The sequence below is a fragment of the Pedobacter humicola genome (assembly GCF_056490705.1).
Map to the genome: position 1 here is coordinate 450,743 of NZ_JBWJIG010000001.1, position 24,282 is coordinate 475,024.

Here is a 24,282-nt window from a genome sequence, read left to right on the forward strand (position 1 = left end):
CCTTAGCATTGATTAGTTGTCGAAATCTGTCGATATCGTGATGGCTTTCCAGTCTTTGAATTCCTTTTGCAGGGCTTCTACTTTGCTGTTTGCTCTTTGGAAAGCATCGTTACCAAGCAAAAGATGAACCGGAGGATTAGGCATACTGGCCAAAGAGATCATTGCCGCAGCAGCTTTCTCAGGGTCACCAATCTGTTGCCCATCCATATTTAAATACTTCGCGTGTGTTGCCCGTACTTCTTCGTATTCAGCGATAGGATTGGTTGCCAATATCAGCGAGTCAGCGGTTAAGAAACTGGTTCTGAAAGCGCCAGGTGCCACAACTGTTACTTTTATACCAAATTCTTTCAGGTCTTCAGCCGACACTTCTGATAGTGCAATTACTGCCGATTTTGTTGCCGCATAGATTGCCCAGCCAGTTGCTCCGGCGATTCCTGCAATAGACGCAATGTTGATGATATGTCCTGAACGTTGTGCCCTTAAATAAGGTGAAGTTTTTCTGATGACGTTTAGCGTTCCGAAAACATTAACGTCGAAACTGTTGCGTGTTTCTGTATCAGTTAATTCTTCTATACTTCCCCCGATGCCATATCCCGCATTATTGATCACGACATCAATTCTTTCGAATTTTGCAATGGTAGCTTTAATTGCCTCCTCAACACTTTTTTCATCTGCCAGATTAACCGCCAACGGAAGGAATTTTGCGGTTTCAACAGTTACTGCTTTTTTAAGTTCATCGATATTTCTTGATGTGGCCGCAACAAACTGACCAGCTTTGAGTAATTGATGAACTAAACTTAATCCTAAGCCTTTTGAAGCTCCGGTAATAAACCAAACTTTTTTCATGCCCATAGTTTTATCCTTTTTTGTTAAGACAAAATTACGGTACAATTCCCTCTAGCTTATTACGCTAATCAAACTGATGATTACGAAATTCAAACAATTCGATAAGAAGTAGGGGTATGCTTGGTCAGTTTTTTGAAAAAGTTGTTAAAATGGGTGGGTTCTTCAAAGCCCAGACAATAACCTATTTCTGATATATTCCAGTCCGTGTGTTTCAATAAAGCTTTTGCTTCACTTAATAAACGTTCGGTAATGTAATGTGTAGTGGTTTTGCCAGTGGTTTCCTTGATTGCGCGGTTTAAATGGTTTACGTGTACCGAAAGCTGTGAAGCATAATCCTTTGCCGAGCGCATGGTAAACCTTTGCGTGGTGGTTTCGATAGGAAACTGACGCTCCAGCAACTCAGTAAAAACTGAGGTAATCCTGGTATTGGCATCCGTATGTTTGAATAAATTTTCGGATGGCTCTGTTTTTAGCGCAAAATGTGTGATTTCTGTAATGTAATTGCGGAGCAGATCATACTTATAGATGTAGTCGGTATTGATTTCCTCAAACATTTTGGCGAAAATACCTTCTATTTGCTTGTCTTGCTGTTCATTTAAGATATATGCAGGCTTTCCGCCATGGGTAAACATGGGCAAATCACCTATGTTTCCGCGGATCTTTTCCTTAAAAAAAGCTTCCGTAAAAATACAGAAATAACCGGTTACGTCACTTTGTTTGCCAGTGGCCAGCTCCCAAGTGTAGGGAACAAGCGGATTGAAAAAGATTAAAGCCGTGCCATTGATCTCAATACTTTTATCCGCATAATGATAAACGTTGTGTCCGCGGGTAAGGCAGATCTTATAATAATCCCTGCGGTTATAACTCATTGGTTTATGATCATCCCTTAAACAGTCTTCAAGTTTAAATACATTAAAATGTCCCACGCCGTTCTGCAGGTTATCTGGTAGGAAACTGAATTTGTTCTGATAAAAGTCTTCAATGGTTTCTGGCTTATTCATAAAACAAAGTTACAAAATTCAAACGAAAAACAGATGAGGTGCATGGCGGTTAATCAGTCCCTCATCATAAAATCTTATGTTCCCGTTTAAAAGGAGATTGTAATGATAAAAAAATTTGCATTTAATATACCGACTGGTATATATTTGCACTGTCAATTAGAACAACATGACTAAAGCAGAAAAAACAAGAAATTTCATTGTAGAGAAAACGGCACCGATTTTTAATATGAAAGGTTACGCGGGAACTTCTTTAAATGATATTACTGCTGCTACAGGTTTAACCAAAGGCAGTATTTACGGTAACTTCGCCAATAAGGATGAGGTGGCATTGGCGGCTTTTGATTATAACCTGAAAAATGTATCATCCAGGATTGATGCTGAAATGAACAGACAGACCACTATAAAGGATAAACTTTTGGTCTATATCAATATCTACCAAAAGTTTATTGATGGTTCAGCATCAGCAGGAGGGTGCCCGGTGTTAAATACGGCAATAGATGCCGATGATACCCATCCCGAGTTGAGAGCTAAAGTTTTGAAAGCTGTTTTAAGCTGGAAAAATAAAATTGCTAAGCTGGTTGAATTGGGAATTGACAATAAGGAATTTAACGCAGATAACAATCCGGAGCAGATTGCTTTAACCATCATTGCAATGGTAGAAGGAGGGATCATGATTTCGAAACTGGCATCAAAAACCGAGTATTGGAGTCTGATTATGGGCTCGTTAAAAAAATATGTAGGTAGCCTGGGCTAAAAATTTTTAATTTAAAATATACCGATTGGTATTTTATTATGAAAAGAAGCAGAACTATAAAGTGGGATGATCCTATGACGGGAGCGAAGGAAGCCATACAGATGGATGGTATTGAGTATTTGCGGGCAATGAGCGATGATAAATTTCCGTTGCCTCCACTTTTGCACACGCTTGATTTTAGCGTAACCCAGATCGAAAAGGGAAATGTGGTTTTCGAATTTACGCCGCAGGAGTTTCATTATAATCCGATCGGAACCGTTCACGGGGGTGTAATCACGGCTATTTTAGATTCGGCCATGGGCTGTTCGGTGCATTCGCTTTTGCCTGCCGGGAAAGGTTATACCACTTTAGAGCTTAAAGTAAACTTTTTGAAAGCCATTACCATGAAAACCGGCAAATTAAAAACCATTGCTAAAGTGATCAACCTTGGTGGTCGTACTGCTTTGGTAGAAGCTCAGCTGGTTGATCAAAATAACACCGCTTATGCGCACGCAGTGAGCACCTGTTTAATCTTAAAATTTTAAAAAATATATAAAAATGAAAACTTCACAAAATACTGTTTTATTGATCGGCGGAACAGCTGGTATCGGTTTAGAAATCGCAAAACAATTAACTGCATCAGATAACCATGTCATTATAACAGGTAGAAACCAGGAAAGGCTTAACGCTGTAGCTGCTTCACTGGAAAATGTAACCACTATTCTTTCCGATGTAAGCAAAGCTGAAGATGTTGATCAGTTGGTGACACGCATTAAAGCAGATTTTCCTCAATTGAATATCGTAATCAACAATGCCGGAAGAGCGATCGTATACAATCTAGCTAACCCCGAGCAAGATGCTTTTGCGAATGCTGAAGATGAAATGCTGACCAATTATCTGTCTATTATCAGGATCAATCAAAAATTATTGCCGGTTTTAAAACAACAAAGCGAATCAGCTATCGTAAATGTGTCGTCTGTTGTTGCGTACGTTCCTGGGGTTACTTTGCCAACTTATGCGGCCAGTAAAGCCGCTTTACATTCATACAGCACATCATTAAGGTTAAGTTTAGAAGAAACATCTGTTAAAGTTTTCGAATTAATGCCACCATTGGTGGATACTGAATTCTCAAAAGAAATTGGCGGTCATAACGGAATCAAACCATCTGTAGTCGCTGATGATCTTTTATCCGCTTTAGCTAGTGATACGTTCGAAATCAGGGTGGGTGATACCGCAAAGATTTACGAATTATTCAGGCAATCGCCAATTGATGCTTTGAATGTGATGAATGCAAACAGAAAAGCCTGGATAGATTCTGTCGAAAACTAGCTGATATGCCGGGAATAAATAAAAGCCGTTATTTTATTATGACGGTTTTTCCTATTGGAATAGTTACTTTCGCGGCATAATTGTAAATCCTGAATTTAAGCCAACTTCAGCTGATGATCAATAATGCCTTTAGTAGGCTTGATCGTACAGTTGTTTGCTGTGAGTCAGCCTTAGGCGGTAATCGCAGGCGGGTTTTATTCAGGTAGATTGACTAAAAAACAAAAAAATGAAAAGAGTAGTAGTAACAGGTTTAGGTGCTATCACCCCGCTGGGTAATACTGTTGTGCAATTTTGGCAACAGATATTAGCTGGTAAAAGTGGCATTGGTCCAATTACAAAATTTGATTCGAGCAAATTTAAAACACAATTTGCAGGTGAGGTAAAGGGTTTTAATGCTGAAGAATACCTGGAGAAAAAAGAGATTAAGAAGTATGATCTTTTTACACAGTATGCAATTGCTTCGAGCGATCAGGCCATCAAAGATGCACGACTGGATTTCAGTACCATGAGCAACGATCAATTGGCTGAAGTGGGTGTGATCTGGGCAACGGGAAACGGTGGTATCGGTACTTTCGAGGCCCAGCTGGAAGAATTTCATGCAGGCGATGGAACGCCAAGGTTTAATCCTTATTTCATCCCAAAAATGATCGTGGATATTGCTGCCGGAGCCATTTCGATCCGTCACAAATTACGCGGACCGAATTATTGTACCGTATCTGCCTGCGCATCATCTAATACCGCGATTATCAACGCTTTCGATACCATTCGCTTAGGCAAAGCAAATGTAATGATTGCAGGAGGCTCTGAAGCTGCGTTAACCAAATCATCTGTTGGTGGCTTTAATGCCGCCCAGGCTTTATCTAAAAATAATGAGGATCCACAGGGTGCTTCCAAACCGTTTGATAAAGATAGGGATGGTTTTGTAATGAGTGAGGGTGCAGGTGCATTGGTTCTGGAAGATCTTGACCATGCTTTGGCGCGCGGTGCATACATTTATGCCGAAATTATTGGTGGCGGAATGGCTGCTGATGCTTATCACTTGACCGGAACACCTCCTGATGGAATTGGAGCGGCTTTAGGAATGACAAAAGCCTTAAAAGATGCCGGAATTTCAGCTGATAAAATTGATTATATCAATGCACACGCCACTTCTACTGGTTTAGGTGATTTAAGTGAATTACAGGCAATCCATACCGTGTTTAATGGTTTGCCAGTGTTTATTGGTGCAACTAAATCGATGACCGGGCATTTACTTGGTGCAGCAGGAGCTGTGGAAAGCGTAATCAGTGTGTTATCCATCAGGGATAATGTAGTACCACCTACTATTAATACCAAAAATCTGGATGAAAATATCCCAAAAGGATTAAATATTGTATTGGGAGAACCAGTTAAAAAAGAAATCAATTATGTTTTAAATAATACTTTCGGCTTTGGTGGACATACAGCCAGTACGATTTTTAAAAAGTACGAGGCTTAATTAATTTTCCCTATATTATGATGAAGTGTTTGGTGGCCTCACCAAACACTTTTTTTTTGCATTTGGACTTTTATCCCAGCATCATCTCAAGAAATTTCGTCTTGATATGATGCTGAACGCAGTGAAGAATCCTTGGCAAAACCTTCTCCTGCACTAATACAATAGAAAATCCAGAGATTCTTCTGCACTTAGAATGACAATCGCATTAGTTATGGCCCCGGGTTGGCAAACTAATGCACTAATGACCAGTAAATCAATGAAGCTACTTGTCCATCAGTAAATTAACCAGTTCCTTCAGTTCTTCGAGCTCTGATTCCAGTTTTTCGATTCTATTTTCCAGTTCTGTAGCATCAAAAGTTGGCGTTACAACAGTTTCGGTTTCTGCTTCAATGGTGGTTTCGGCCTGTTCACCCAAAAGATGTACAAAACGGGCTTCTTTCTGGCCGGCTTTTTTAGCCAGCTGTTTTACAAATGCTGGTTCTTCATCCGATAGTTTTTGAAGCTGTTCCAAAACTTCTTCTATACTTTCAAACTCATATAGCCTTCCCGAGTTGCTGTTAATTTCGCCGGGCGTAAGCGGTCCGCGTAAAAGTAGTAGGGAGATTATGGCCAGCTCCGAAGGCAATAGTGGATATACTATCGCCAGGTTATGTTTGTATTTAGTTGCCCTGCTCGATCCACCTGTAGCAGTGGAAATTAAACCTTTTATTTTGAGTTGGTTTAGCGTCAAGGTGATGGTTTCCTCATTGTAATTAACCACCGGATTTCTTGAACTTTTCTGGTTACATGCGGCCGTTAAACTGTTCAAGGTCATCGGGTAATAATCTGGTGTAGTTCTGCTTTTTTCTATCAACGCACCTAAAACACGTTGTTCTTCTGCTGATAAATCAGGTAGTGGTTTTACATTGTCCATATTATAAAAGTATACATTGGTTGAACATTTTGAAAATTATTTTGTTAATGATTTATTTCTAGGGAGTTATATGAAAATATTACTGAATAGAACAATTCTAAATTTACAAATGTCTAAAATTTGAGGTTTAGAATGACGAACTTAGGAAAACATCTCATATCTAAATATTTTAATTATGAAATCTTCTGATCAGAAACCAAAGGGTGATAGCAGGCGCGATTTCCTCAAAAAAAGCTCTGTAATCACAGCAATAGCCTTAACACCCGGAGTGGCTGTGAAAGCTGCAGAAAGCAATGCTGATGAACGTTTTGCCGAACTGTTCGAAAAAATACCCTTAAACCTGACAGTAAATAATAAAGCGTATAAAACATCAGTGGAGCCTAGGGTAACGCTTTTAGATTTGCTGCGTGAAGAACTGCATTTAACAGGGACTAAAAAAGGTTGCGATCATGGTCAGTGTGGAGCCTGTACCGTACATGTAGATGGACAGAGGATAAATTCATGTCTGAGTTTGGCAGTGATGAATGAGGGAAAGAAAATCACCACCATAGAAGGTTTGGCCAATGGCGATACACTTCACCCCATGCAGGCTGCATTTATAAAACACGATGGTTTTCAGTGTGGTTATTGTACTCCTGGCCAGATTATGTCGGCTGTGGCTTGTATACGCGAAGGACATACCAATTCAAGAGCGGAAATAAGTGAATATATGAGTGGAAATATCTGTCGGTGTGGTGCTTATCCAAATATAGTTGATGCAATAGTTGATGTGAAGGAAGGAGGAGCAGCGGTATGATCAATTTTCAATACTTAAGAACAACCAGCGTAAAATCTGCCATTGCCTTATTGGTAAAAGATAGAAATGCCAAATTCCTGGCAGGAGGTACCAATCTCATTGATTTAATGAAAAGGGGCGTTACCGCACCTGAAAAGCTCATCGATATCAACCATGTGCCATTAAAACAGATTGAACAGATCGGGAACAAAATCCATATTGGCGCTTTGGCATCCAATTCGGCTGTTGCAGAGCATGTGCTGATTAAAGGAAAACTACCTCTACTTTCCTGGGCCTTACAGGCGGGGGCATCTGCTCAACTCAGGAATGTAGCTACGGTTGGTGGCAATATGATGCAGCGCACACGTTGCGGGTACTTTTATGATACCGAAATGCCCTGCAATAAACGTCAGCCCGGCACTGGTTGCGGCGCAATGGAAGGATTCAACCGCATGCATGCCATTTTCGGAACATCTGAAAAATGTATTGCCGTTCATCCAAGTGATATGTGCGTAGCACTTACTGCCTTAGATGCTGAAGTGGTGTTGGCCAACGGCAAAGGCGAACGTAAAATGCTATTTAAAGAATTCCATCGCTTAGCGGGTGATACACCACAGTTGGACAATAACTTAAAGACGGACGAAATGATTATCCGATTGGAAATCCCGGTGAACAATCTGGCTAGAAATTATCATTATTTAAAGGTGAGAGACCGTTCCTCTTATGCTTTTGCACTCGTTTCGGTTGCAGCGGCTTTTGAAATCAACAACAACCAAATTACTGATATTCGTTTAGCCATGGGTGGTGTAGCACATAAACCCTGGCGTTTAACAGCATCAGAAAATTTCTTAAAGGGAAAAGAAGCCACTTTATCGAATTTCGAACAAGCGGCGCAGTTGGCCATGAAGGATGCGAAAAGTTTCGGTGGAAATGACTTCAAACTTAAACTGGCACCCAATACAATTACCGAGGCGTTGAATCTTGCAAAATCTAAAGCTTAGTTATGGAAAAGAGAATTTTAAAAGACGATAACGACCGCGTAGATGGCTTTTTAAAAGTTACCGGACAAGCTAAATATTTTGCCGAATATGAGCTGCCAGGTTTAACCTATGGTGTTCTGGTAACGAGTACCATTACCAAAGGGAAAATTACGGCATTGGATACCAAAGCCGCTGAAAAGGCTCCCGGGGTGATTGCGGTAGTTTCGCATCTCAATAAACCGTCAGCGGCAGCATACGAACAGGAAGGTGGCCCTCAGATGAAGGTTTTTTATACCGATAAAATTTTTTATAATGGACAACCTATTGCAATTGTGGTGGCCAATACTTTCGAGAGGGCCACGCATGCGGCTTCTTTAGTTAAGGCAACCTACGCAAAAGAAGATTTCAATACGGATTTTGAAAAAGCATTAAAAGATCCAAAGGCTAAAAAACTTCAGGGACAGGCTGATTATAAACGCGGTGTAGAAAATGCCTATAAAACAGCGGAAGTTAAGCTTGAAGAAAGGTATTTTTTACCTATTGAGACACATAACCCGATGGAACTTCATGGGATTATCGCCGATTGGCGACCAAATAATCAGCTTACCGTTTATGCCAAGACACAAGGTGTTAAGGCCACCCAGGGAACCATTGCAAATGTTTTTAAAATCCCGATGGAAAACATACAGGTAAATTCGGAATTTGTAGGCGGTGGTTTCGGCATGGCATTACGTACCTGGCCATTAGAAATTGCAACGGTAATGGCCTCCAAACACATTGGTAAGCCTGTTAAAGTGGTGATTACCAGGATGCAGATGTTTACCATGGTGGGTAACCGGCCTGCCGCAATACAGACCATTGGTTTGGGTGCAAATAAAGATGGTAAGCTAACAGGGATCACTCATAGGGCTTATGGCGAAACCTCTACTTACGAGAACTTTACCGAAGGGGTGGTGAACATGGCCAAATTTATGTATCAGTGTGATAACGTAAATACATCCTATGCCATTGTTCCGGTAGATCTTGGCGTTCCGATATGGATGCGGGGACCGGGAGAGGCTACAGGTGCTTTTGCTTTAGAAAGTGCAATAGATGAAATGGCGCATGCACTGGATATGGATCCCCTGGATTTCAGGATTAAAAACGATCCTGAAACCGATCAGCAAAAGAATAAACCTTTTTCCAGCAAGAATATCAAAGAGGCCTATCAGATCGGTGCAGAGAAAATAGGCTGGAGCAACAGGAAAAATAAACCTGGAAGTTTAGTTGAAGGATCATGGCAGACAGGTTATGGTGTAAGTATTGGCGTATTTAATGCCAATAGGGGCAAAGCCAGCGTGAAAGGGATTTTAAAGGCAGATGGATCATTGCTTTTACAAAGTGCAACGAGCGATATTGGCCCCGGAACAGGAACTGGTATGACTTTGATTGCCAATAAACTACTGAAAATCCCAGTGCGTAAAATTACTTTTGAACTAGGCGATTCTTCTTTGCCTCCGGCACCAAGCCAGGGCGGTTCTGCAACCTTGTCTACTGTGGGATCCGCTGTAAACGATGTTTGTGTGGCATTAAAATCAGCCATAGCAGAATTGGCTGCAAATTCAAATATGGATGCCACTGCCAATTTTGTGGATGTATTAAAGAAGAACAATCTTCCATCAATTGAAGTCACCAAAGAAAGTCAGAGCGGTAAAGAAAAGGATAATTACTCGATGTATTCCTTTTCGATCCATTTTGTACAGGTGAAGGTTCATGCATTAACAGGTGTAGTAAAAGTGAGTAAAATCGTTTCTGTAGGCGATTCGGGCACAATTGTAAGTCCAAAAACAGCCCGAAGCCAGATGCTTGGTGGTGCTGTGGGTGGTATAGGTATGGCGCTAACGGAGGAATCGATCATCGATCACCGTTATGGAAGGTATATCAATAATAATTTTGCCGATTACCACGTCCCGGTTAATGCCGATGTACCCGAAATTGATGTCAATTTTATCAACAAACCCGATCCTTATATCAACCCGATGGGGGCAAAAGGAATGGGCGAAATTGCATTGATCGGTTTTTCTGCCGCTGTTGCCAATGCCGTTTTTAATGCTACAGGGAAAAGGATCAGGACATTGCCGATTACACCGGATAAGATTTTAGCGTAGGTTTCTTAAAGATTTGTCATTCTGAGCGTGGTCGAAGGATCTTTTCTCTCATGATGGATGCTGAAACAATTCAGTATGACGGATTTAAAGAACTCACTGGTTAGAAAACCTACGAGATCTGTTTTAACAGCAATCGCAACAATATGGCACCTGCCGAAATGAACCGGTTATGACGAAACGTAACAGGTAATCGCCTAGCTTTGGACAAAATTTAATATAATATGATAGCTGCAAAAGGATACGCTGTTCACAGCCAAACCGATAAATTGGCTCCATGGAATTTCGAAAGAAGGAATGTTGGGCCGAAAGATGTATTGATTGAGATTTTATTTAGTGGTATTTGTCATTCTGATATCCACCAGGTAAGAAGCGAATGGGGGCCTGCAAGGTACCCAATGGTTCCTGGGCATGAGATTGTTGGCCGGATTACAGAAGTGGGATCGGCAGTTACTAAATTTAAAGTTGGTGAGTTGGCAGGCATTGGCTGTATGGTTGATAGCTGTAAAGAATGCCCAACCTGTAAAGGTGGTCAGCAACAGTTTTGTGAAAAGGGAGAAACCGTTTGGACTTACAATAGTGTAGAGCGCGATAAAACTACCCCAACTTATGGTGGTTATTCAAACAAAATTGTATGTACGGAAGAATTTTTGGTACATGTTTCTGATAAATTGCCCTTAGCAGGTGTGGCGCCATTGTTATGTGCCGGTATTACCACTTATTCGCCGATCAAGAGATGGGGAATTACCAAGGGACATAAAGTAGCTGTTTTAGGTTTAGGCGGCTTAGGCCACATGGCGGTGAAATTTGCTGTTGCTTTTGGTGCAGAAGTGACGGTCTTAAGTACTTCAGCATCAAAAGAAGCGGATGCCAGAAAATTAGGTGCACATAATTTTGTGATCACCAAAGATCCTGAACAATTAAAGCAATATGCGAAACATTTTGATTTTATTATCGACTCGGTATCCGCACCACACGATTATGAAATGTACTTTAAACTGTTGAATGTGAATGGTGTACATATTTGTGTGGGCATACCTGCAGAACCCATCAAATTCCCAGGTTCAGGTTTGATGCATGGCAACAGGGTTTTAACGGCTTCGAGTATTGGTGGTATTGAAGAAACGCAGGAAATGCTCGATTTCTGTGCTGCACACGATATTGTTTCTGAAGTGGAAGTCATCAACATCAACTACTTAAACGAAGCTTATGAGCGGGTGTTAGGCAGCGATGTAAAATACCGTTTCGTGATTGATATGGATACCATATAATTTGAGAAATCAAGTTTAACTGGCAATATGCCTATCACAATTGACTTCTCTAAATTCAATAAAAAAAGCGTCCCGATTTTTACATCAGGACGCTTTTTTATTGAAAGAATGATTTGATGATTCTTCGACTTTGCTCAGAATAACAAAAATGAAAGACAATATTCCGTGTTTCTGTGATTCCCTGCCCGAATGGCTAGGCGGGCGTGGCAAAACCTGTAGAATTATTTTGCAGTTGCTTTACCTGAGTAGGTTGCTGCTAATTTTAATGCATTATATGTGTTTACAATACCACCGCTGATACAAAGATCAGAGAACGGAACAGAAACCTTTTCCGCATCAGGTTCTTCACCTTTTGCATATTCTACATTGTGGTTAACTTTGGTAACCGATTTAACGATAATTTCTTTTACCTGCGCTGCTGTTAATTTTGGATAATAAGAGCGGATTAATCCGGCTAAACCTGCTACAACAGGAGAGGCCATACTGGTTCCATCTAAGTTCTTGTATTTAGAACCCGGTACAGTAGAATAAATCTGAACACCAGGTGCAAAAACATCTACCTGCGTTTTGCCAAAATTAGAGAAGCTTGCCTTAAGCGTTTCATCGTCTTTAGGACCAGAAGCACCCACAGTAATCCATGAGGCAATGGTTTTTTCGTCTAAATCTTTGTGGTTAGGGAAATTGCTTTCCGAATCGATGTTTTTGTTTTCATTACCAGCTGCCTGAACGATTAATACATCTTTTGAAGCTGCATATTTCATGGCCTCATTTACAACTTCCTTGTTCCAGCTGTATGCCTTACCAAAACTCATATTGATTACTTTAGCCCCATTATCAACCGCATAGCGAATGGCATTGGCAACATCCTTATCCCTCTCATCACCATTTGGCGTACAACGAACACCCATAATGGCAACATTATCAGCTACGCCTAAAATACCAAGTTTGTTGGTTCTGTCGGCAGCGATAATACCGGCTACGTGTGTACCGTGCATGGCATCCGGACCAGCAACATCGTTATTGCCATAAAATTTCTCCTTAACATTATTCGGATCATCACCAACAATTGCACGTGGATCATAATCAAGATTTAAGTTATAGTTGGCCTGACGGGTGTAATAATCCAAACCTTCTACAATCTGATCTTCGTAAAAATCTTTAAAACTGCCTTTTTCCAGTTGTTGTGTTAATACACCCTGGATCCTGCCTTCAACCTCGGTAGTAGGTTTGAAGTTTTTAAAATCCTCGACAGTTGGATTTTCCTTACCGATTTTCTTTACTACAGCATCTAATGCCGTTTTAAAACCAGTAATACCAGCAAGATTTTCTTTAGCTTCTGCCAGTTGTTTCTCTAAATCGGCTCTTTCTGCTTTAAAAACTTCAAAATCCTTTTTATCTTTTTCTGCAACATTGGCATCATTAGTATTCGCAAAACGTACCTGATCGCGGCGCACCAAACGGGTTAACTCTAACGTTTCGAAATTTACAGATTCTTTTGGGCCACCTATAAAGTTCCAGCCATTGATATCGTCGATATAACCGTTTTTATCATCGTCTTTGCCGTTGCCAGCTATTTCTTTGGTATTTACCCACATCACCCGTTTGAGGTCTTCGTGGGTAGCTTCTACACCACCGTCGTTAACAGCAACAATAACTTTTACTGATTTTTTGCCTTTTAAAAGTTCTTTATATGCTTTTTCAGTACTGATCCCGAAAGTAGTATCACTTTTAAGATCAAGATTTTGCCAGTTGGCTTTTTGCGCATTGGCTAAAGTTGGCACTGCACTTACGAAGGCCGCACTTAAAAGGGCGCTAAAAATTCTACTCTTATTCATTTATGTATTTTTGTATTAAACGGCGAAAGTTAATTTTAATTTTTTTATTGAAAGAAATTGTATTAAAAATAATGGTTTTAGCACATTTTGTGGTTGCGTTGGGCAGGATTCCAATAAAAAGTCGTCCTCTCGACCGGAGCACCGCAGAGCAGAGAGATCTATCTTGACAGATTTCCCGGCTTCGTTTCACTTCGCTCGAAAGGACGACTTATCTTAATGGGAATACCCGCCTATTTCACATTGGCTACAATCTTTTTCGCCAATTCATCATGCGATTCGATTACACCTAAAGTACTGCTTGCCCAATCTTTGATTGATTGATCGCGGTTTTGCATACCCAGTTTAAACAGGGCCACCGTTTTATCATGATCGGTAACCATCATGTCCATATAATGTTTGTCAAAAGCTGCTCCGGTCATTTTTTTCATGGCATCCAGATGGATCTGATCATCGGCAGGTAATGCATCCGGTGTAATTACTTTTTTACTTACCGCCAGTGCCTTTAATTCGGTATTGGCTTTGGTATGATCGGCCAACATTTTAGCGGCAAAATCTTTTACCTCAGCACTTTTGGCATTTTTCTGAGCGATCTTCGCGGCTTCAACTTCCATAATGCCGCCAACAGCAGCTTTTCTTAAAAAAGTTGCTCCAGCTTCATCTACACCCGATTCGGTACTTTCTGCGCCAGTAACGTGGTTGCCATTTACCATGGTGGTATCGCCACCCACACTGTCTTTTGTGGTTGCCGATTTTTTGTCAGCGGTTTGACAAGCCTGAAACGAAAGGCTTAGGGCAAAAGCAGTGGATAATAAAAATATCTTTTTCATGTTTTCTCTATGTTTTGATGTGTATGGAAAACAAGGTAACTTAAAAAAGGTTTTTTTGATCTATTCTGCAGCTTTGGTATAAATGTCTGGTATTACAATGCCCATTTGCCTATCAGGATTCTGGATCTGTGAAAAACCAAACTGTTCATAGAGGCCATGTGCATCTAATGTTGCAAGTTGATATCGCCGCAAGCCCTGTAAATCGAGATGAAAAATCATAAACGACATTAGTTTTTTTGATAAGCCCAAACCGCGGTAAATTTCTTTGATATATACATCGCAGAGCCAGGCAAAAGTAGCTTTGTCGGTTACCCAGCGGGCAAAACCAACCTGCTCTGGCCCTTTGTAAATACCAAAGCAAAGCGAATTTTCTATAGAACGTTTAACGGTTTCAAAAGGTATGCCTTTGGCCCAGTAAGATTCTTCACTTAAGTACCGGTGTATGGCTTCGACATCTAAAATCTCCTTTTTATCCGAAAATATAAATCCGTTTTCGCTGATTTCCATTTTAATTAATGATTGAATTTTGAATGATGAAAATGAGTGAATGCTATCTACACTCATTTAAAAAATACCATCCCATCAGTTAACCAGTTTCAAGATTAACAGTTAACCGATTAACAAATTTATACGGTTAACTTTATTAGTTCCGCATATTAATGAACTGTAACGGCTGCCCGAAATCTTCATTTCTGCAAAGATTCATCACAGCTTGTAAATCATCGATTTTTTTTGCCGTTACGCGCACCTGGTCATCCATAATAGCAGGTTGCACTTTCAGGCCACTGGCTTTGATCTTAGCCACAACTTTTTTGGCAGCTTCTTTATCCAATCCTTCTTTAATGCTGATTTCCTTCCTGATCATATTACCAGAGGCCTGGTGTTCATCGCCAAAGTCTAAGCTTTTTGGGTCCAGATTTTGTTTCATCATCCGCGATATAATAGAACCTTCGATTGCTTTTAACCGCATATCGTCTTCGGTAACGATGGTAATCACATTTGTTTTTTTATCCAGATCGATGGTGCTTTTTGATCCGTTAAAATCGAATCGGTTGAGGATTTCTTTTTTAGCATTGTTAATGGCATTGTCTAATGTCTGCGCGTCAACTTTACTTACAATATCAAAAGAAGGCATGGTTTTAGCTTTAAAGTAAAAAAATAAGTAGATTTAATAGAAATTAATCCATCCTCACAAAAAAACGAAAAATAATATGAAAACCACTAAGCCGAAGTCTCAAAAAAAGATCACCAAAAAAGAAGTGAAGAAACAACTGGAGCAATCGATCACCGATAAGTTCCTGGATGTGATCAAAAGTTTAGGTCATGATGTATCTGAAATCAGCACAGAGGTGGGAAAAGCGAGTAAGCGTGTGGCTAAAAAATTAACCAAAAAATTCACCATTGTAAAGGCAGATGTAGGTCAGAAAATTGATGGCTTATTACATGCTTCAAAAGAAAAAGCAAAAGAAGCAAAAAAAACTGCTACCAAGGCGCCGAGTAAGGCTGAAAAATCTGCCGCAAAAGTGGTGAAGAAAGCAGTTGCTAAAGCTAAGCCTGTAGTGCAGAGCATCAAGGTAGCCGCAATAGAAACCGAAGAAAAAGCTGAAAAGGTATTGGCAAAGCCGGTTGATGCAGTTAAGGAAGCTGTAAAAGAATCAACAACTGTTGCTAAAAAAGCCGCGACTACAGTTGCAAAAGCACCTGCAAAGGCTTCAACCGCAGTTAAAAAGGCGGTAGCTCCGGCAAATACAGCTGATAAACCAGTATCTGGTGTTAAAAAAACAGTTGCTAAAGCTGCACCAGTGGTTAAGAAAGAGGTGAAAACAGCCGTTAAAAAATAGATTTGTTAACATTAACACGCAGATGAATTAACATCGATTTAACAAATTAATGTGCAGTTTTGAACATCCCTGTTTTGGCAGGGATTTTTTATTTTTTTAAATGAGCAATAAGAAGATCCCATTTTTTAACCGAGAAATTAGTTGGCTTTACTTTAACGATCGCGTATTGCAAGAGGCAGCGGATGAAACCGTGCCGCTAATCGAAAGGATTAAATTTTTATCTATATTTTCTTCTAATTTAGAAGAGTTTTATCGTGTTCGGGTGGCCACTATAACGAGGCTAACCAATCTTAACGATAAGGCAAAAGCACTGTTGGGCTTTAACCCAAAAAAAATCCTGAACGAGATCAAAAATATCGTGGTAAAACAGGAAAAGAAATTTGACCAGCTTTTTCAGGCCACCTTGATCAATGAATTGGCCCAGAACCGCATTTTCATTTTAAATGATACTCAGCTGAACGTAAGCAGGGGCGAGTTTGTTAAAAACCATTTCCGGGATAAGATTTTATCCAATATAGTTCCGATCATGCTGGATATGGACAAACCTTTTCCTGAACTGAAAGACCGGTATCTGTATTTTTTTGTCAAGCTTTCTAAAAAGGATACAAAGGTTAGGGAAAAGTATGCCTTAATTGAAATTCCGCCCAATTTGCCGCGGTTTTTGGTGCTGCCAGAAACGAACGACCTGAAATTTATTATTCTTGCCGAAGACATCATCAGATATTGTTTAGACGATATTTTTTATGTTTTCACCTATGATAATTTAGAGGCGTATTCGATCCAGTTAACACGGGATGCAGAACTCGATATCGATAAAAATATCAACGATAAGTTTATCGAGGATTTAAAAAGCAGTTTGGAAAAACGCAAAAAGGGAAAACCCATGCGTTTGCTTTATGATTCTGCGATGCCGCTAAACATGCTTACCGTATTGGTGAACAAATTAAAACTCGAGGCAGAAAGTCTGATTCCTGGCAACCGTTACCATAAATTTGGTGATTTTATTGCCTTTCCCAATGTCGGCAAAAAGGAACTGGAATATGCGCCAAACGTACCGTTAAAGGTGCACGATCTGCACCGTACGCAAAGCATGTTCAATAAAGTGGCACAACGCGATTATCTGGTCAATTTACCCTATCAGTCATACGATTATATCATACTGTTCTTGCGTGAAGCGGCCCTTGATCCAAAGGTAACCGAGATCCAGATTACCTTGTACCGTTTAGCAGAAAACTCGAAGGTCATTAATGCCTTAATTAATGCGGCCAAAAATGGTAAAACCGTTTCGGTTTTATTGGAATTAAAGGCCCGCTTTGATGAACAGGCCAATATTTTCTGGACCACCCGTTTGATGGAAGAAGGGGTAAAGGTAAATTATGGTTTAACTGATTATAAGGTACATTCTAAAATCTGTCTGGTTAAACGGATGGAAAAGGATAAACCTGTTTATTATGCAAATTTAGCAACCGGTAACTTTAATGAGAAAACAGCAGGTTTATACTGTGATCATAGTATTTTTACAGCCAAAAAGGAAATCACGAACGATTTGGTAAAACTGTTTGATGCCTTAAGTAAACGTACGGTAACCAAAGGTTTCAAACACCTGATTGTTTCGCCTTTAGAAAGCCGGTCGAAACTGGTTAATTTTATCAACCGAGAAATCAGAAATGCGAAACAGGGCAAACTGGCCTACATCATGTTAAAGGTGAATAGTTTGGCCGATGAAGGCATTATTGCCAAACTTTACGATGCAAGTAATGCGGGGGTTAAAATCCAGCTTATTATCCGTGGCATCTGTTGTTTGGTTCCCGGCGTGAAAGGATTTAGCGAAAATATCACGGCCATTAGCATCATCGATAAGTTTTTAGAACATGCCCGTGTGTACATTTTTGGCAATAATGGCAAAAACGATATGTATTTATCGTCTGCCGATCTAATGAGCCGGAATTTTGAACACCGTGTAGAAGTTGGATTTCCGGTTTTAGATCATGATGTGAAACAGGAAATACAGGATATCATTGATCTGCAACTGCAGGACAATACCAAATCGAGACAGATTAACGCCTTGAACAACAATAAATACCACAAAAACAGATTAAGTAAAAAGATAAGGGCGCAAGTAGATATTTATAACTATTTAAAAACCAAGCATCAATCATAATGTTAAGATACGCAGCTATAGATATCGGTTCGAACGCCGTGAGGTTACTCATTGCCGATATCAGCAAACAGGACGGAAAATACAAATACAAGAAAAACACCTTAATCCGTGTGCCGCTCCGCCTGGGAGATGATGCATTCCTGGATCAGCATATTTCAGATAAAAAATCGGCAGACCTGATAAAAACGATGACTGCCTTTAAAAACCTGATGGATGTTTATCATGTATCCGAATATCTGGCCTGTGCAACATCTGCGATGCGTGAAGCCCATAACGGTCAGGATATCGTTAAACTGATTAAGGAACAAACTGATGTTACCTTAGAGATCATTGAGGGGCAACGCGAAGCAAATATTATTTATGCCAACCACATTGAGGAAGAGTTAGATGAGAATAAGACTTATTTATACATCGATGTTGGTGGTGGCAGTACCGAACTATCTGTTTTTGTAAAGGGCTCGCCAGAGGCTTCGAGATCTTTTAATATCGGTACCATCAGAATGCTCGATAACCAGGATAAAGAAGAAACGTGGGAAGAGATGAAAGAGTGGGTAAAAGAACATACAAAGGCTTATAAACACCTAGCTGGTATTGGTACTGGTGGAAACATCAATAAACTTTTCCGGATGTCTGACGAAAAGGAAAATGCACCTTTATCATTACAGAAATTAAATTCGATGTATAATAAGTTGACTAGTTATTCATTGAAAGAACGGATCAATACCCTGGGCTTAAACCCCGACCGTGCAGATGTAATTATCCCGGCCTGCGAAATCTATTTAACTTTAATGAAATGGACAGGCATTAAACAGATTTATGTGCCTAAAGTGGGTATGGCTGACGGGATTATTAAACTGTTGATTGAAGAGAAACTAGATTAAGACGGTTTCCTTTCATGAAATCGTGATTGAGAAAGGGCCTTTTCAGCCGGCGAAGCAATCTTTCTTGTGGTGTCAGATTTTGTCATCTGACACTGATATACTCATGGCGTTAGATGTTACCGAATCTGATATGAATTCTTTTAACTGTCGGATGGTAACATCCGACAGCACACAGGTGTTAACAGCCGACAACCTTTAATCATCATCCTGAAATTGTTTCAGGATCTTTTCCTATTGCCATTTTCAAAAAACCTTCCACTTCCTCATTGATATCTTCCTTAAAAAAAATCCTTAAATGGTGGTTAAATTGGTTTGTTCCTGGTACCTGAGCAATTTTGGTTAAGCAAAGATTATCATCGTAAGCCTGATCGAAAGGAATAACTATATGGATAAAATTTTTGCCCAGTTGTGTAATGTATGCAAAGCTGGTTTCAGATTCGATGGCGATCATCGTTTTTGTTGCACGAAGTTTAATTTCGCCAAATTTGCTCAACTGGTCAATAAAAAAACGGAACAACCCAAGAGTATATTCCGTTTTTCCGTTTAAAAAGTCTGATAAATGTTTTTCTTCAGACATCATGATTTTAATCTTCTAATAATTTTGTTGCAGCCTCATCGGTAAACCAGGTTAATTTTCCATCAGTAGGATCGATTAACTGAGAAGGGTATAAGTCTACATTTTTTTCTGTATCACCAATCACATGTTTCAATGCTTCGGCTTTGTTCTCTCCAAAAACCAGGAATGCAACGTTATCGGCTTTGTTGATTAAAGGGGCAGTAAAACTGATGCGGTAAGTATCTAACTTTTCTACATAAACCGAAGCGATATTTACTTCTTCATCTTTAACTAAAGTGGTATGAGGGAAAATAGAAGCGGTATGTGCATCGTCGCCCATCCCCAAAAGGATTAAGTCAAATACAATATCTTCACCCTTAAAGTGTTTGTCGATTGCTTTTTTATATTCGATCGCAGCTTTTTCTGGTGCCAAAGTGGTATCTACATAAAAAATATGATCTTCCTGAATACCTAATGGATCTAGAATCGCTTTTTTTGCCATTAATCCATTGTAGTTGTCGTCGTTAGCCGGAACATTACGTTCATCGCCAAAGAAGAAGTACACTTTTTCCCAGTCAATCCTATGCTGACCTTCTGTAGCCAACAAATGATAAAGTGCTTTAGGAGAACTGCCACCGGTTAATACGAAATTAAAGCGGTCGTTTTCTTCGATAGACATTTCTGCAATTTTAATTACATAATCTGCAAGATCCTGGTTGAGTTCTTCTAATGTTTTATATATGAGTAGATTCATTTTATTAATAATAAAACCGTCATGCCGAATTTGTTTCAGCATCTATCACGAATAGACCCTGAAATAAATCCGATAGCTATCGGATTTATTTCAGGGTGACGACCGGGTAAAAATTTATTCTTTATTCTTCAAGGGCAAGTTAAACCAATGGAAACCATCTCTCGCGATAAGGGCTTCGGCTTCTTCCGGGCCCCAGCTATCTGCAGGGTAGTTCGGGAAATTGATCGATTTTTTGCTTTCCCATGTATTTAAGATCGGCATAACCAGTTCCCAAGCGGCCTCTACCTGATCGCCACGCATAAACAAGGTTTGATCGCCCATCATGGCATCCAATAATAGTGTTTCGTAAGCTTCAGGAGTATCACCTTCGTAGGTCCCTTTGTAATCGAAAACCATATCAACCGGATTTAATACCATATCCAAACCAGGTCTTTTGGCCTGTACCTGCATACGGATACTCATTTCTGGCTGAATACTGATCACCAATCTATTTTGTTGCCAGTTTTCGGTTACACCTGATGAGAAAATCTGGTGTGGAACATCTCTAAACTGAATGGTAATTAATGATGAGGTTTGGTTTAAACGTTTTCCTGTTCTCAAATAGAACGGAATGCCTTGCCATCTCCAGTTATCGATATGGAATTTAACTGCAGCAAATGTTTCAGTATTGGAATGAGGATCTACACCTTTCTCCTGACGGTAGCCTGGAACTTCCTTACCTTCAACCCAGCCTTTGCTATATTGACCTCTAACCGTATGGAAACGGATATCTTCTGCAGAAAAAGGACGCATTGCCTTTAAAACTTCTACCTTACGGTTTCTGATTTCATCGGCATCAAAGTTGATTGGCGCTTCCATTCCGATTAAGCAAAGCAATTGCAAAAGGTGATTCTGAATCATATCTCTCAAGGCACCAGAACCTTCATAGTAACCGCCACGATCGCCCACACCCAATTGTTCTGTTACCGAAATCTGAACGTGATCGATATACGATCTGTTCCATAAAGGCTCGAACAAGGCGTTGGCAAAACGGAAAGCCATCATGTTTTGAACAGTTTCTTTGCCTAAGTAGTGATCGATACGGTAAATCTGTTTTTCGGTAAAGATGGTAGCCAGTAAGGTGTTTAATTCTTTTGCAGATTCTAAATCATGTCCGAAAGGTTTTTCAATAACAATACGGCTGTTATCTTCATCTTGCGTGAGTTTATATTTCTGTAAACATTCCGCAATGATAGGGAAGAAGTTTGGTGCCACGGCGAGATAAAAAATGACCTGTGTACCAGCGCCATATTCTTTTTGATATTTTTCTACGGCTGCCTTTAAATTTTCGAAAGTTTTTGGTTGGGCAAAATCGGTAGGACAGTAATGCATGGTCTTTGCAAAATCCTCCCATTTATCTTTTTTTACCTTTCCGCTGCGTGAAAACTGATTTACGGCATCTTCTAAAGCAGCTTTATAACTATCATCGGTAAATTCGGTTCTACCCGTACCTATAACGGCAAACTTATTTGGCATGTAACCCTCTATAAATAAGTTATATAGGGCAGGTGCTAATTTTCTTTTATTTAAATCACCTGTTCCACCAAATATTACAAAAATGGTAGGGTTTAATGCGGTTTTGCTTTTCATTTTATATTGTTGTTCGTGAATCTAATAGGTTATGATAATTTATTCCAATCAGCATGGAAAACACCATCTTTATCGATACGCTCGAAAGTATGTGCCCCAAAGAAATCTCTTTGTGCCTGGATTAAATTAGAAGGCATTCTTGCTGTAGTAATGATATCGAAATAGGTTAGGGTAGAGGCAAATGCAGGGATGCCTAAGCCAGAGTTAAGACATGCGCTGATTGTTTTGCGTGTACCCGCTAATGTGCCTTTAATGATGTTCTGGATACCGGCATCACCAAATAAATGTTCTAAAGCGTTATTTTTATCGTAAGCCTGATAAATATCTTCTAAGAATTTAGCCCTGATGATACATCCCCCACGCCAGATTTTGGCAATTTCCTGCAACTGTAAATCGTATTGATATTCTTTTGAAGCCTGAACCAATAAATGCATGCCCTGCGCATATGCACTGATCATCGAGAAATAGAATGCATCTTCTAATTCTTCGATCGTAACGGCAATTTTAGTGTCTTTTTTGCCAAAAGCCTCTTCTAAGGAAACCCTTAAGGCTTTGAATTTGGATAAGTCGCGGTTAGACACTGCTTCGTTAATGGTTGGGATCGGCAATTGAAGTTCCATTGAAACCTCTGATGTCCATTTTCCTGTCCCTTTTGAGCGTGCTTCATCCTTGATCTGATCTAGAAGATCATTTTGGGTTTCAGTATCTTTAAAAAGGAAAATTTCAGCAGTGATCTCCAACAAGAAAGATTGTAACCTGCCTTCGTTCCATTTTTTGAATACTTTATATATTTCTTCGTTGCTATAACCTAATCCGTTTTTAAGGATGCCATACACTTCGGCGATAAGTTCCATAATGGCATATTCGATTCCATTGTGTACCATTTTAACAAAGTGGCCAGAAGCGCCCGGGCCAATGTACGTTACGCAAGGATCGGTGCCAACCTTTGCAGCAACTGAATCAAAAACATCTTTTACTACATTGTAGGCTTGTTTATCGCCGCCAGGCATCATACTCGGACCAAAACGTGCGCCTTCTTCGCCGCCAGAAATACCCATTCCGAAGAAATGCAGGCCATCTTTTTCTAATTCATCAACACGGCGGTTGGTATCGGTAAAATGTGAGTTTCCACTATCAATAATGATATCGCCCTTGCTTAACAATGGTTTTAGTTCTGCAATAACGCTATCTACAATTGGTCCGGCTGGCACTAACAAGATTAGTGTACGTGGTGTCTGTAAGCTTGCAATAAAACTTTCAATGTCGTCAAATCCTTCTAAATTGTGCGTTTTGCCTTCTTCTTCAAGTTTCGAGATCATTTTTCTGTCTTTATCGTAACCGGTTACAGAGAAGCCTTTATCCGCCATGTTCAACAATAGGTTGCGGCCCATTGTGCCCAAACCGATCATTCCCAATTTATATTTTTTTGAATCGTTATTTGCCATTTTTTATTTTTTAGGATGCACCCAAAATTAGGGTTTACAAATTAATAATGTAGATTTTGTTGTTAAAAGATTGTAATAAAGATCAATTATTTTTTAGGCTCAACGGTAAAGATGTTGTACTTATCGGCCAGCTTCCAAAGCTTGGCACCACCTTTAATCCCGTCTTTGTTGGTTACGATTTTAATATTGCTTTCCAGTTTGAAATCAATCTGTTTGGAATTTCCACCTCCAATATATAAGGTGTCGTAATTAAAAACCGTTTTATAGATTTCGATTACTTTTTTCAGCCTTTTATTCCAGCGTTCGGAGCCTATTTTTTCAAAAGCCCTGTTCCCGATATAATCATCGTAATCTTCTTCTTTATTGATGGGGAAGTGTGCCAGTTCTAAATGTGGAAGTAATTCTCCGTCGAATAATAAAGCGGTACCAAAACCAGTGCCTACGGTGAAAACAATTTCGAAACCCTTACCTTCAACAACACCTAAGCCCTGCTGATCGGCGTCGTTAACCAGGCGGACGGATTTGCCCAACTCATTGGCCACGCGCTGAGCGAGATCAACATCTGCCCATTTGTTTTTGGCGAGGTTAGGAGCGGTTTTAACAATTCCATTTTTAACATATCCCGGAAATCCGATCGATACACGGTTATAAGTAAGGGGAAAAGGCTTAATCAACTCTACAATGCCCGAAACAATATCTTTAGGGGTAGCTTCTGCGGGGGTTTTACTTTTTAAATATTCGGTAAGCATATTTCCGGTTTCATCTAAAAGAACCGTTTTTATACTCGTACCGCCAATATCTATTGATAATATATTGTTGTTTTCAGCTTTTTTCGTTGTAGCCATAATTGTGTATTTATAAATCCGAAGTTCTACAAATAAATT

Annotated in this window: 23 protein-coding genes; 11 read left to right on the forward strand and 12 right to left on the reverse strand. The window is 39.8% G+C overall.

The annotated features are described in order from the left end of the window. Window positions 1-12: 12 nt before the first annotated feature. Window positions 13-846 (reverse strand): SDR family NAD(P)-dependent oxidoreductase, encoded by an 834-nt coding sequence (locus AC04Q1_RS01820; RefSeq protein WP_478361254.1) that lies wholly within the window; start codon window positions 844-846, stop codon window positions 13-15. A gap of 89 nt (window positions 847-935) precedes the next feature. Continuing rightward, on the reverse strand, window positions 936-1,847 hold the full coding sequence (locus AC04Q1_RS01825) for a helix-turn-helix domain-containing protein (protein ID WP_478361256.1): 912 nt from the start codon (window positions 1,845-1,847) through the stop codon (window positions 936-938). Window positions 1,848-2,013: 166 nt separating this feature from the next. On the opposite strand from AC04Q1_RS01825, the gene AC04Q1_RS01830 reads away from it, so the two are divergent. From AC04Q1_RS01830 to fabF, 4 genes are all read left to right on the forward strand, one after another. Continuing rightward, window positions 2,014-2,601, forward strand: coding sequence for a TetR/AcrR family transcriptional regulator (locus AC04Q1_RS01830; RefSeq protein WP_478361257.1), 588 nt, complete (start codon window positions 2,014-2,016; stop codon window positions 2,599-2,601). A gap of 38 nt (window positions 2,602-2,639) precedes the next feature. Then, entirely contained in the window at window positions 2,640-3,125 is a 486-nt protein-coding gene (locus AC04Q1_RS01835; RefSeq protein WP_478361259.1) for a PaaI family thioesterase, read from the forward strand. A gap of 13 nt (window positions 3,126-3,138) precedes the next feature. Then, on the forward strand, window positions 3,139-3,909 hold the full coding sequence (locus AC04Q1_RS01840) for an SDR family oxidoreductase (RefSeq protein WP_478361261.1): 771 nt from the start codon (window positions 3,139-3,141) through the stop codon (window positions 3,907-3,909). Window positions 3,910-4,135: 226 nt separating this feature from the next. Then, complete coding sequence (fabF, locus tag AC04Q1_RS01845) at window positions 4,136-5,386, forward strand: beta-ketoacyl-ACP synthase II (RefSeq protein ID WP_478361263.1); 1,251 nt, start codon at window positions 4,136-4,138, stop codon at window positions 5,384-5,386. Window positions 5,387-5,648: 262 nt separating this feature from the next. Here fabF and AC04Q1_RS01850 read toward each other — a convergent pair whose 3' ends face one another. Next, window positions 5,649-6,299, reverse strand: a complete 651-nt coding sequence (locus tag AC04Q1_RS01850; protein ID WP_478361265.1) for a YceH family protein — start codon at window positions 6,297-6,299, stop codon at window positions 5,649-5,651. A 175-nt stretch (window positions 6,300-6,474) separates the two neighbouring features. On the opposite strand from AC04Q1_RS01850, the gene AC04Q1_RS01855 reads away from it, so the two are divergent. The 4 genes from AC04Q1_RS01855 (at window position 6,475) to AC04Q1_RS01870 (ending at window position 11,469) form a co-directional block, all read left to right on the forward strand. Continuing rightward, complete coding sequence (locus AC04Q1_RS01855) at window positions 6,475-7,095, forward strand: (2Fe-2S)-binding protein (RefSeq protein ID WP_478361267.1); 621 nt, start codon at window positions 6,475-6,477, stop codon at window positions 7,093-7,095. Beyond that, the gene (locus AC04Q1_RS01860) at window positions 7,092-8,075 is read left to right on the forward strand and encodes an FAD binding domain-containing protein (protein WP_478361268.1); all 984 of its coding nucleotides are present in this window, start codon (window positions 7,092-7,094) and stop codon (window positions 8,073-8,075) included. Before AC04Q1_RS01855 ends, AC04Q1_RS01860 begins: the two co-directional genes overlap by 4 nt. A gap of 2 nt (window positions 8,076-8,077) precedes the next feature. Beyond that, a complete protein-coding gene (locus AC04Q1_RS01865; protein ID WP_478361270.1) occupies window positions 8,078-10,201 on the forward strand; it encodes a xanthine dehydrogenase family protein molybdopterin-binding subunit in 2,124 nt (707 codons plus the stop codon). A 221-nt stretch (window positions 10,202-10,422) separates the two neighbouring features. Beyond that, window positions 10,423-11,469: an NAD(P)-dependent alcohol dehydrogenase gene (locus AC04Q1_RS01870; protein WP_478361272.1), complete on the forward strand. Its 1,047-nt coding sequence runs from the start codon at window positions 10,423-10,425 to the stop codon at window positions 11,467-11,469. Window positions 11,470-11,690: 221 nt separating this feature from the next. Here AC04Q1_RS01870 and AC04Q1_RS01875 read toward each other — a convergent pair whose 3' ends face one another. The 4 genes from AC04Q1_RS01875 to AC04Q1_RS01890 form a co-directional block, all read right to left on the reverse strand. After that, a complete protein-coding gene (locus tag AC04Q1_RS01875; RefSeq protein WP_478361274.1) occupies window positions 11,691-13,304 on the reverse strand; it encodes a S8 family peptidase in 1,614 nt (537 codons plus the stop codon). Between the two features lie 230 nt (window positions 13,305-13,534). Then, window positions 13,535-14,131, reverse strand: a complete 597-nt coding sequence (locus AC04Q1_RS01880; RefSeq protein WP_478361276.1) for a DUF4142 domain-containing protein — start codon at window positions 14,129-14,131, stop codon at window positions 13,535-13,537. A 60-nt stretch (window positions 14,132-14,191) separates the two neighbouring features. Then, window positions 14,192-14,638 (reverse strand): GNAT family N-acetyltransferase, encoded by a 447-nt coding sequence (locus AC04Q1_RS01885; protein WP_478361277.1) that lies wholly within the window; start codon window positions 14,636-14,638, stop codon window positions 14,192-14,194. 136 nt (window positions 14,639-14,774) lie between these two features. Then, entirely contained in the window at window positions 14,775-15,266 is a 492-nt protein-coding gene (locus tag AC04Q1_RS01890; RefSeq protein WP_478361279.1) for a YajQ family cyclic di-GMP-binding protein, read from the reverse strand. 76 nt (window positions 15,267-15,342) lie between these two features. Here AC04Q1_RS01890 and AC04Q1_RS01895 point away from each other — a divergent pair, with 76 nt between their 5' ends. From AC04Q1_RS01895 to AC04Q1_RS01905, 3 genes are all read left to right on the forward strand, one after another. Then, window positions 15,343-15,972, forward strand: a complete 630-nt coding sequence (locus tag AC04Q1_RS01895) for a hypothetical protein (RefSeq protein WP_478361281.1) — start codon at window positions 15,343-15,345, stop codon at window positions 15,970-15,972. Between the two features lie 100 nt (window positions 15,973-16,072). Further along, window positions 16,073-18,133, forward strand: a complete 2,061-nt coding sequence (gene ppk1 / locus AC04Q1_RS01900; RefSeq protein WP_478361283.1) for a polyphosphate kinase 1 — start codon at window positions 16,073-16,075, stop codon at window positions 18,131-18,133. After that, the gene (locus AC04Q1_RS01905; RefSeq protein WP_478361284.1) at window positions 18,133-19,014 is read left to right on the forward strand and encodes a Ppx/GppA phosphatase family protein; all 882 of its coding nucleotides are present in this window, start codon (window positions 18,133-18,135) and stop codon (window positions 19,012-19,014) included. The genes ppk1 and AC04Q1_RS01905 overlap by 1 nt, the downstream gene beginning before the upstream one ends. Before the next feature lie 202 nt (window positions 19,015-19,216). On the opposite strand, the gene AC04Q1_RS01910 is transcribed toward AC04Q1_RS01905, so the two are convergent. The 5 genes from AC04Q1_RS01910 to AC04Q1_RS01930 all read right to left on the reverse strand — a co-directional run bounded on the left by AC04Q1_RS01910 (window position 19,217) and on the right by AC04Q1_RS01930 (window position 24,243). Next, window positions 19,217-19,594 carry a DUF5655 domain-containing protein gene (locus AC04Q1_RS01910; protein WP_478361286.1) on the reverse strand — a complete coding sequence of 126 codons (378 nt, stop codon included), beginning with the start codon at window positions 19,592-19,594 and terminating at the stop codon, window positions 19,217-19,219. A 4-nt stretch (window positions 19,595-19,598) separates the two neighbouring features. Continuing rightward, entirely contained in the window at window positions 19,599-20,324 is a 726-nt protein-coding gene (gene pgl / locus AC04Q1_RS01915) for a 6-phosphogluconolactonase (protein WP_478361288.1), read from the reverse strand. Window positions 20,325-20,438: 114 nt separating this feature from the next. After that, window positions 20,439-21,953 (reverse strand): glucose-6-phosphate dehydrogenase, encoded by a 1,515-nt coding sequence (gene zwf / locus AC04Q1_RS01920; RefSeq protein WP_478361290.1) that lies wholly within the window; start codon window positions 21,951-21,953, stop codon window positions 20,439-20,441. Between the two features lie 29 nt (window positions 21,954-21,982). Beyond that, window positions 21,983-23,398 (reverse strand): NADP-dependent phosphogluconate dehydrogenase, encoded by a 1,416-nt coding sequence (gene gndA, locus AC04Q1_RS01925; RefSeq protein ID WP_478361291.1) that lies wholly within the window; start codon window positions 23,396-23,398, stop codon window positions 21,983-21,985. An 86-nt stretch (window positions 23,399-23,484) separates the two neighbouring features. Further along, the gene (locus tag AC04Q1_RS01930) at window positions 23,485-24,243 is read right to left on the reverse strand and encodes an ROK family protein (protein WP_478361293.1); all 759 of its coding nucleotides are present in this window, start codon (window positions 24,241-24,243) and stop codon (window positions 23,485-23,487) included. Window positions 24,244-24,282 lie beyond the last annotated feature (39 nt).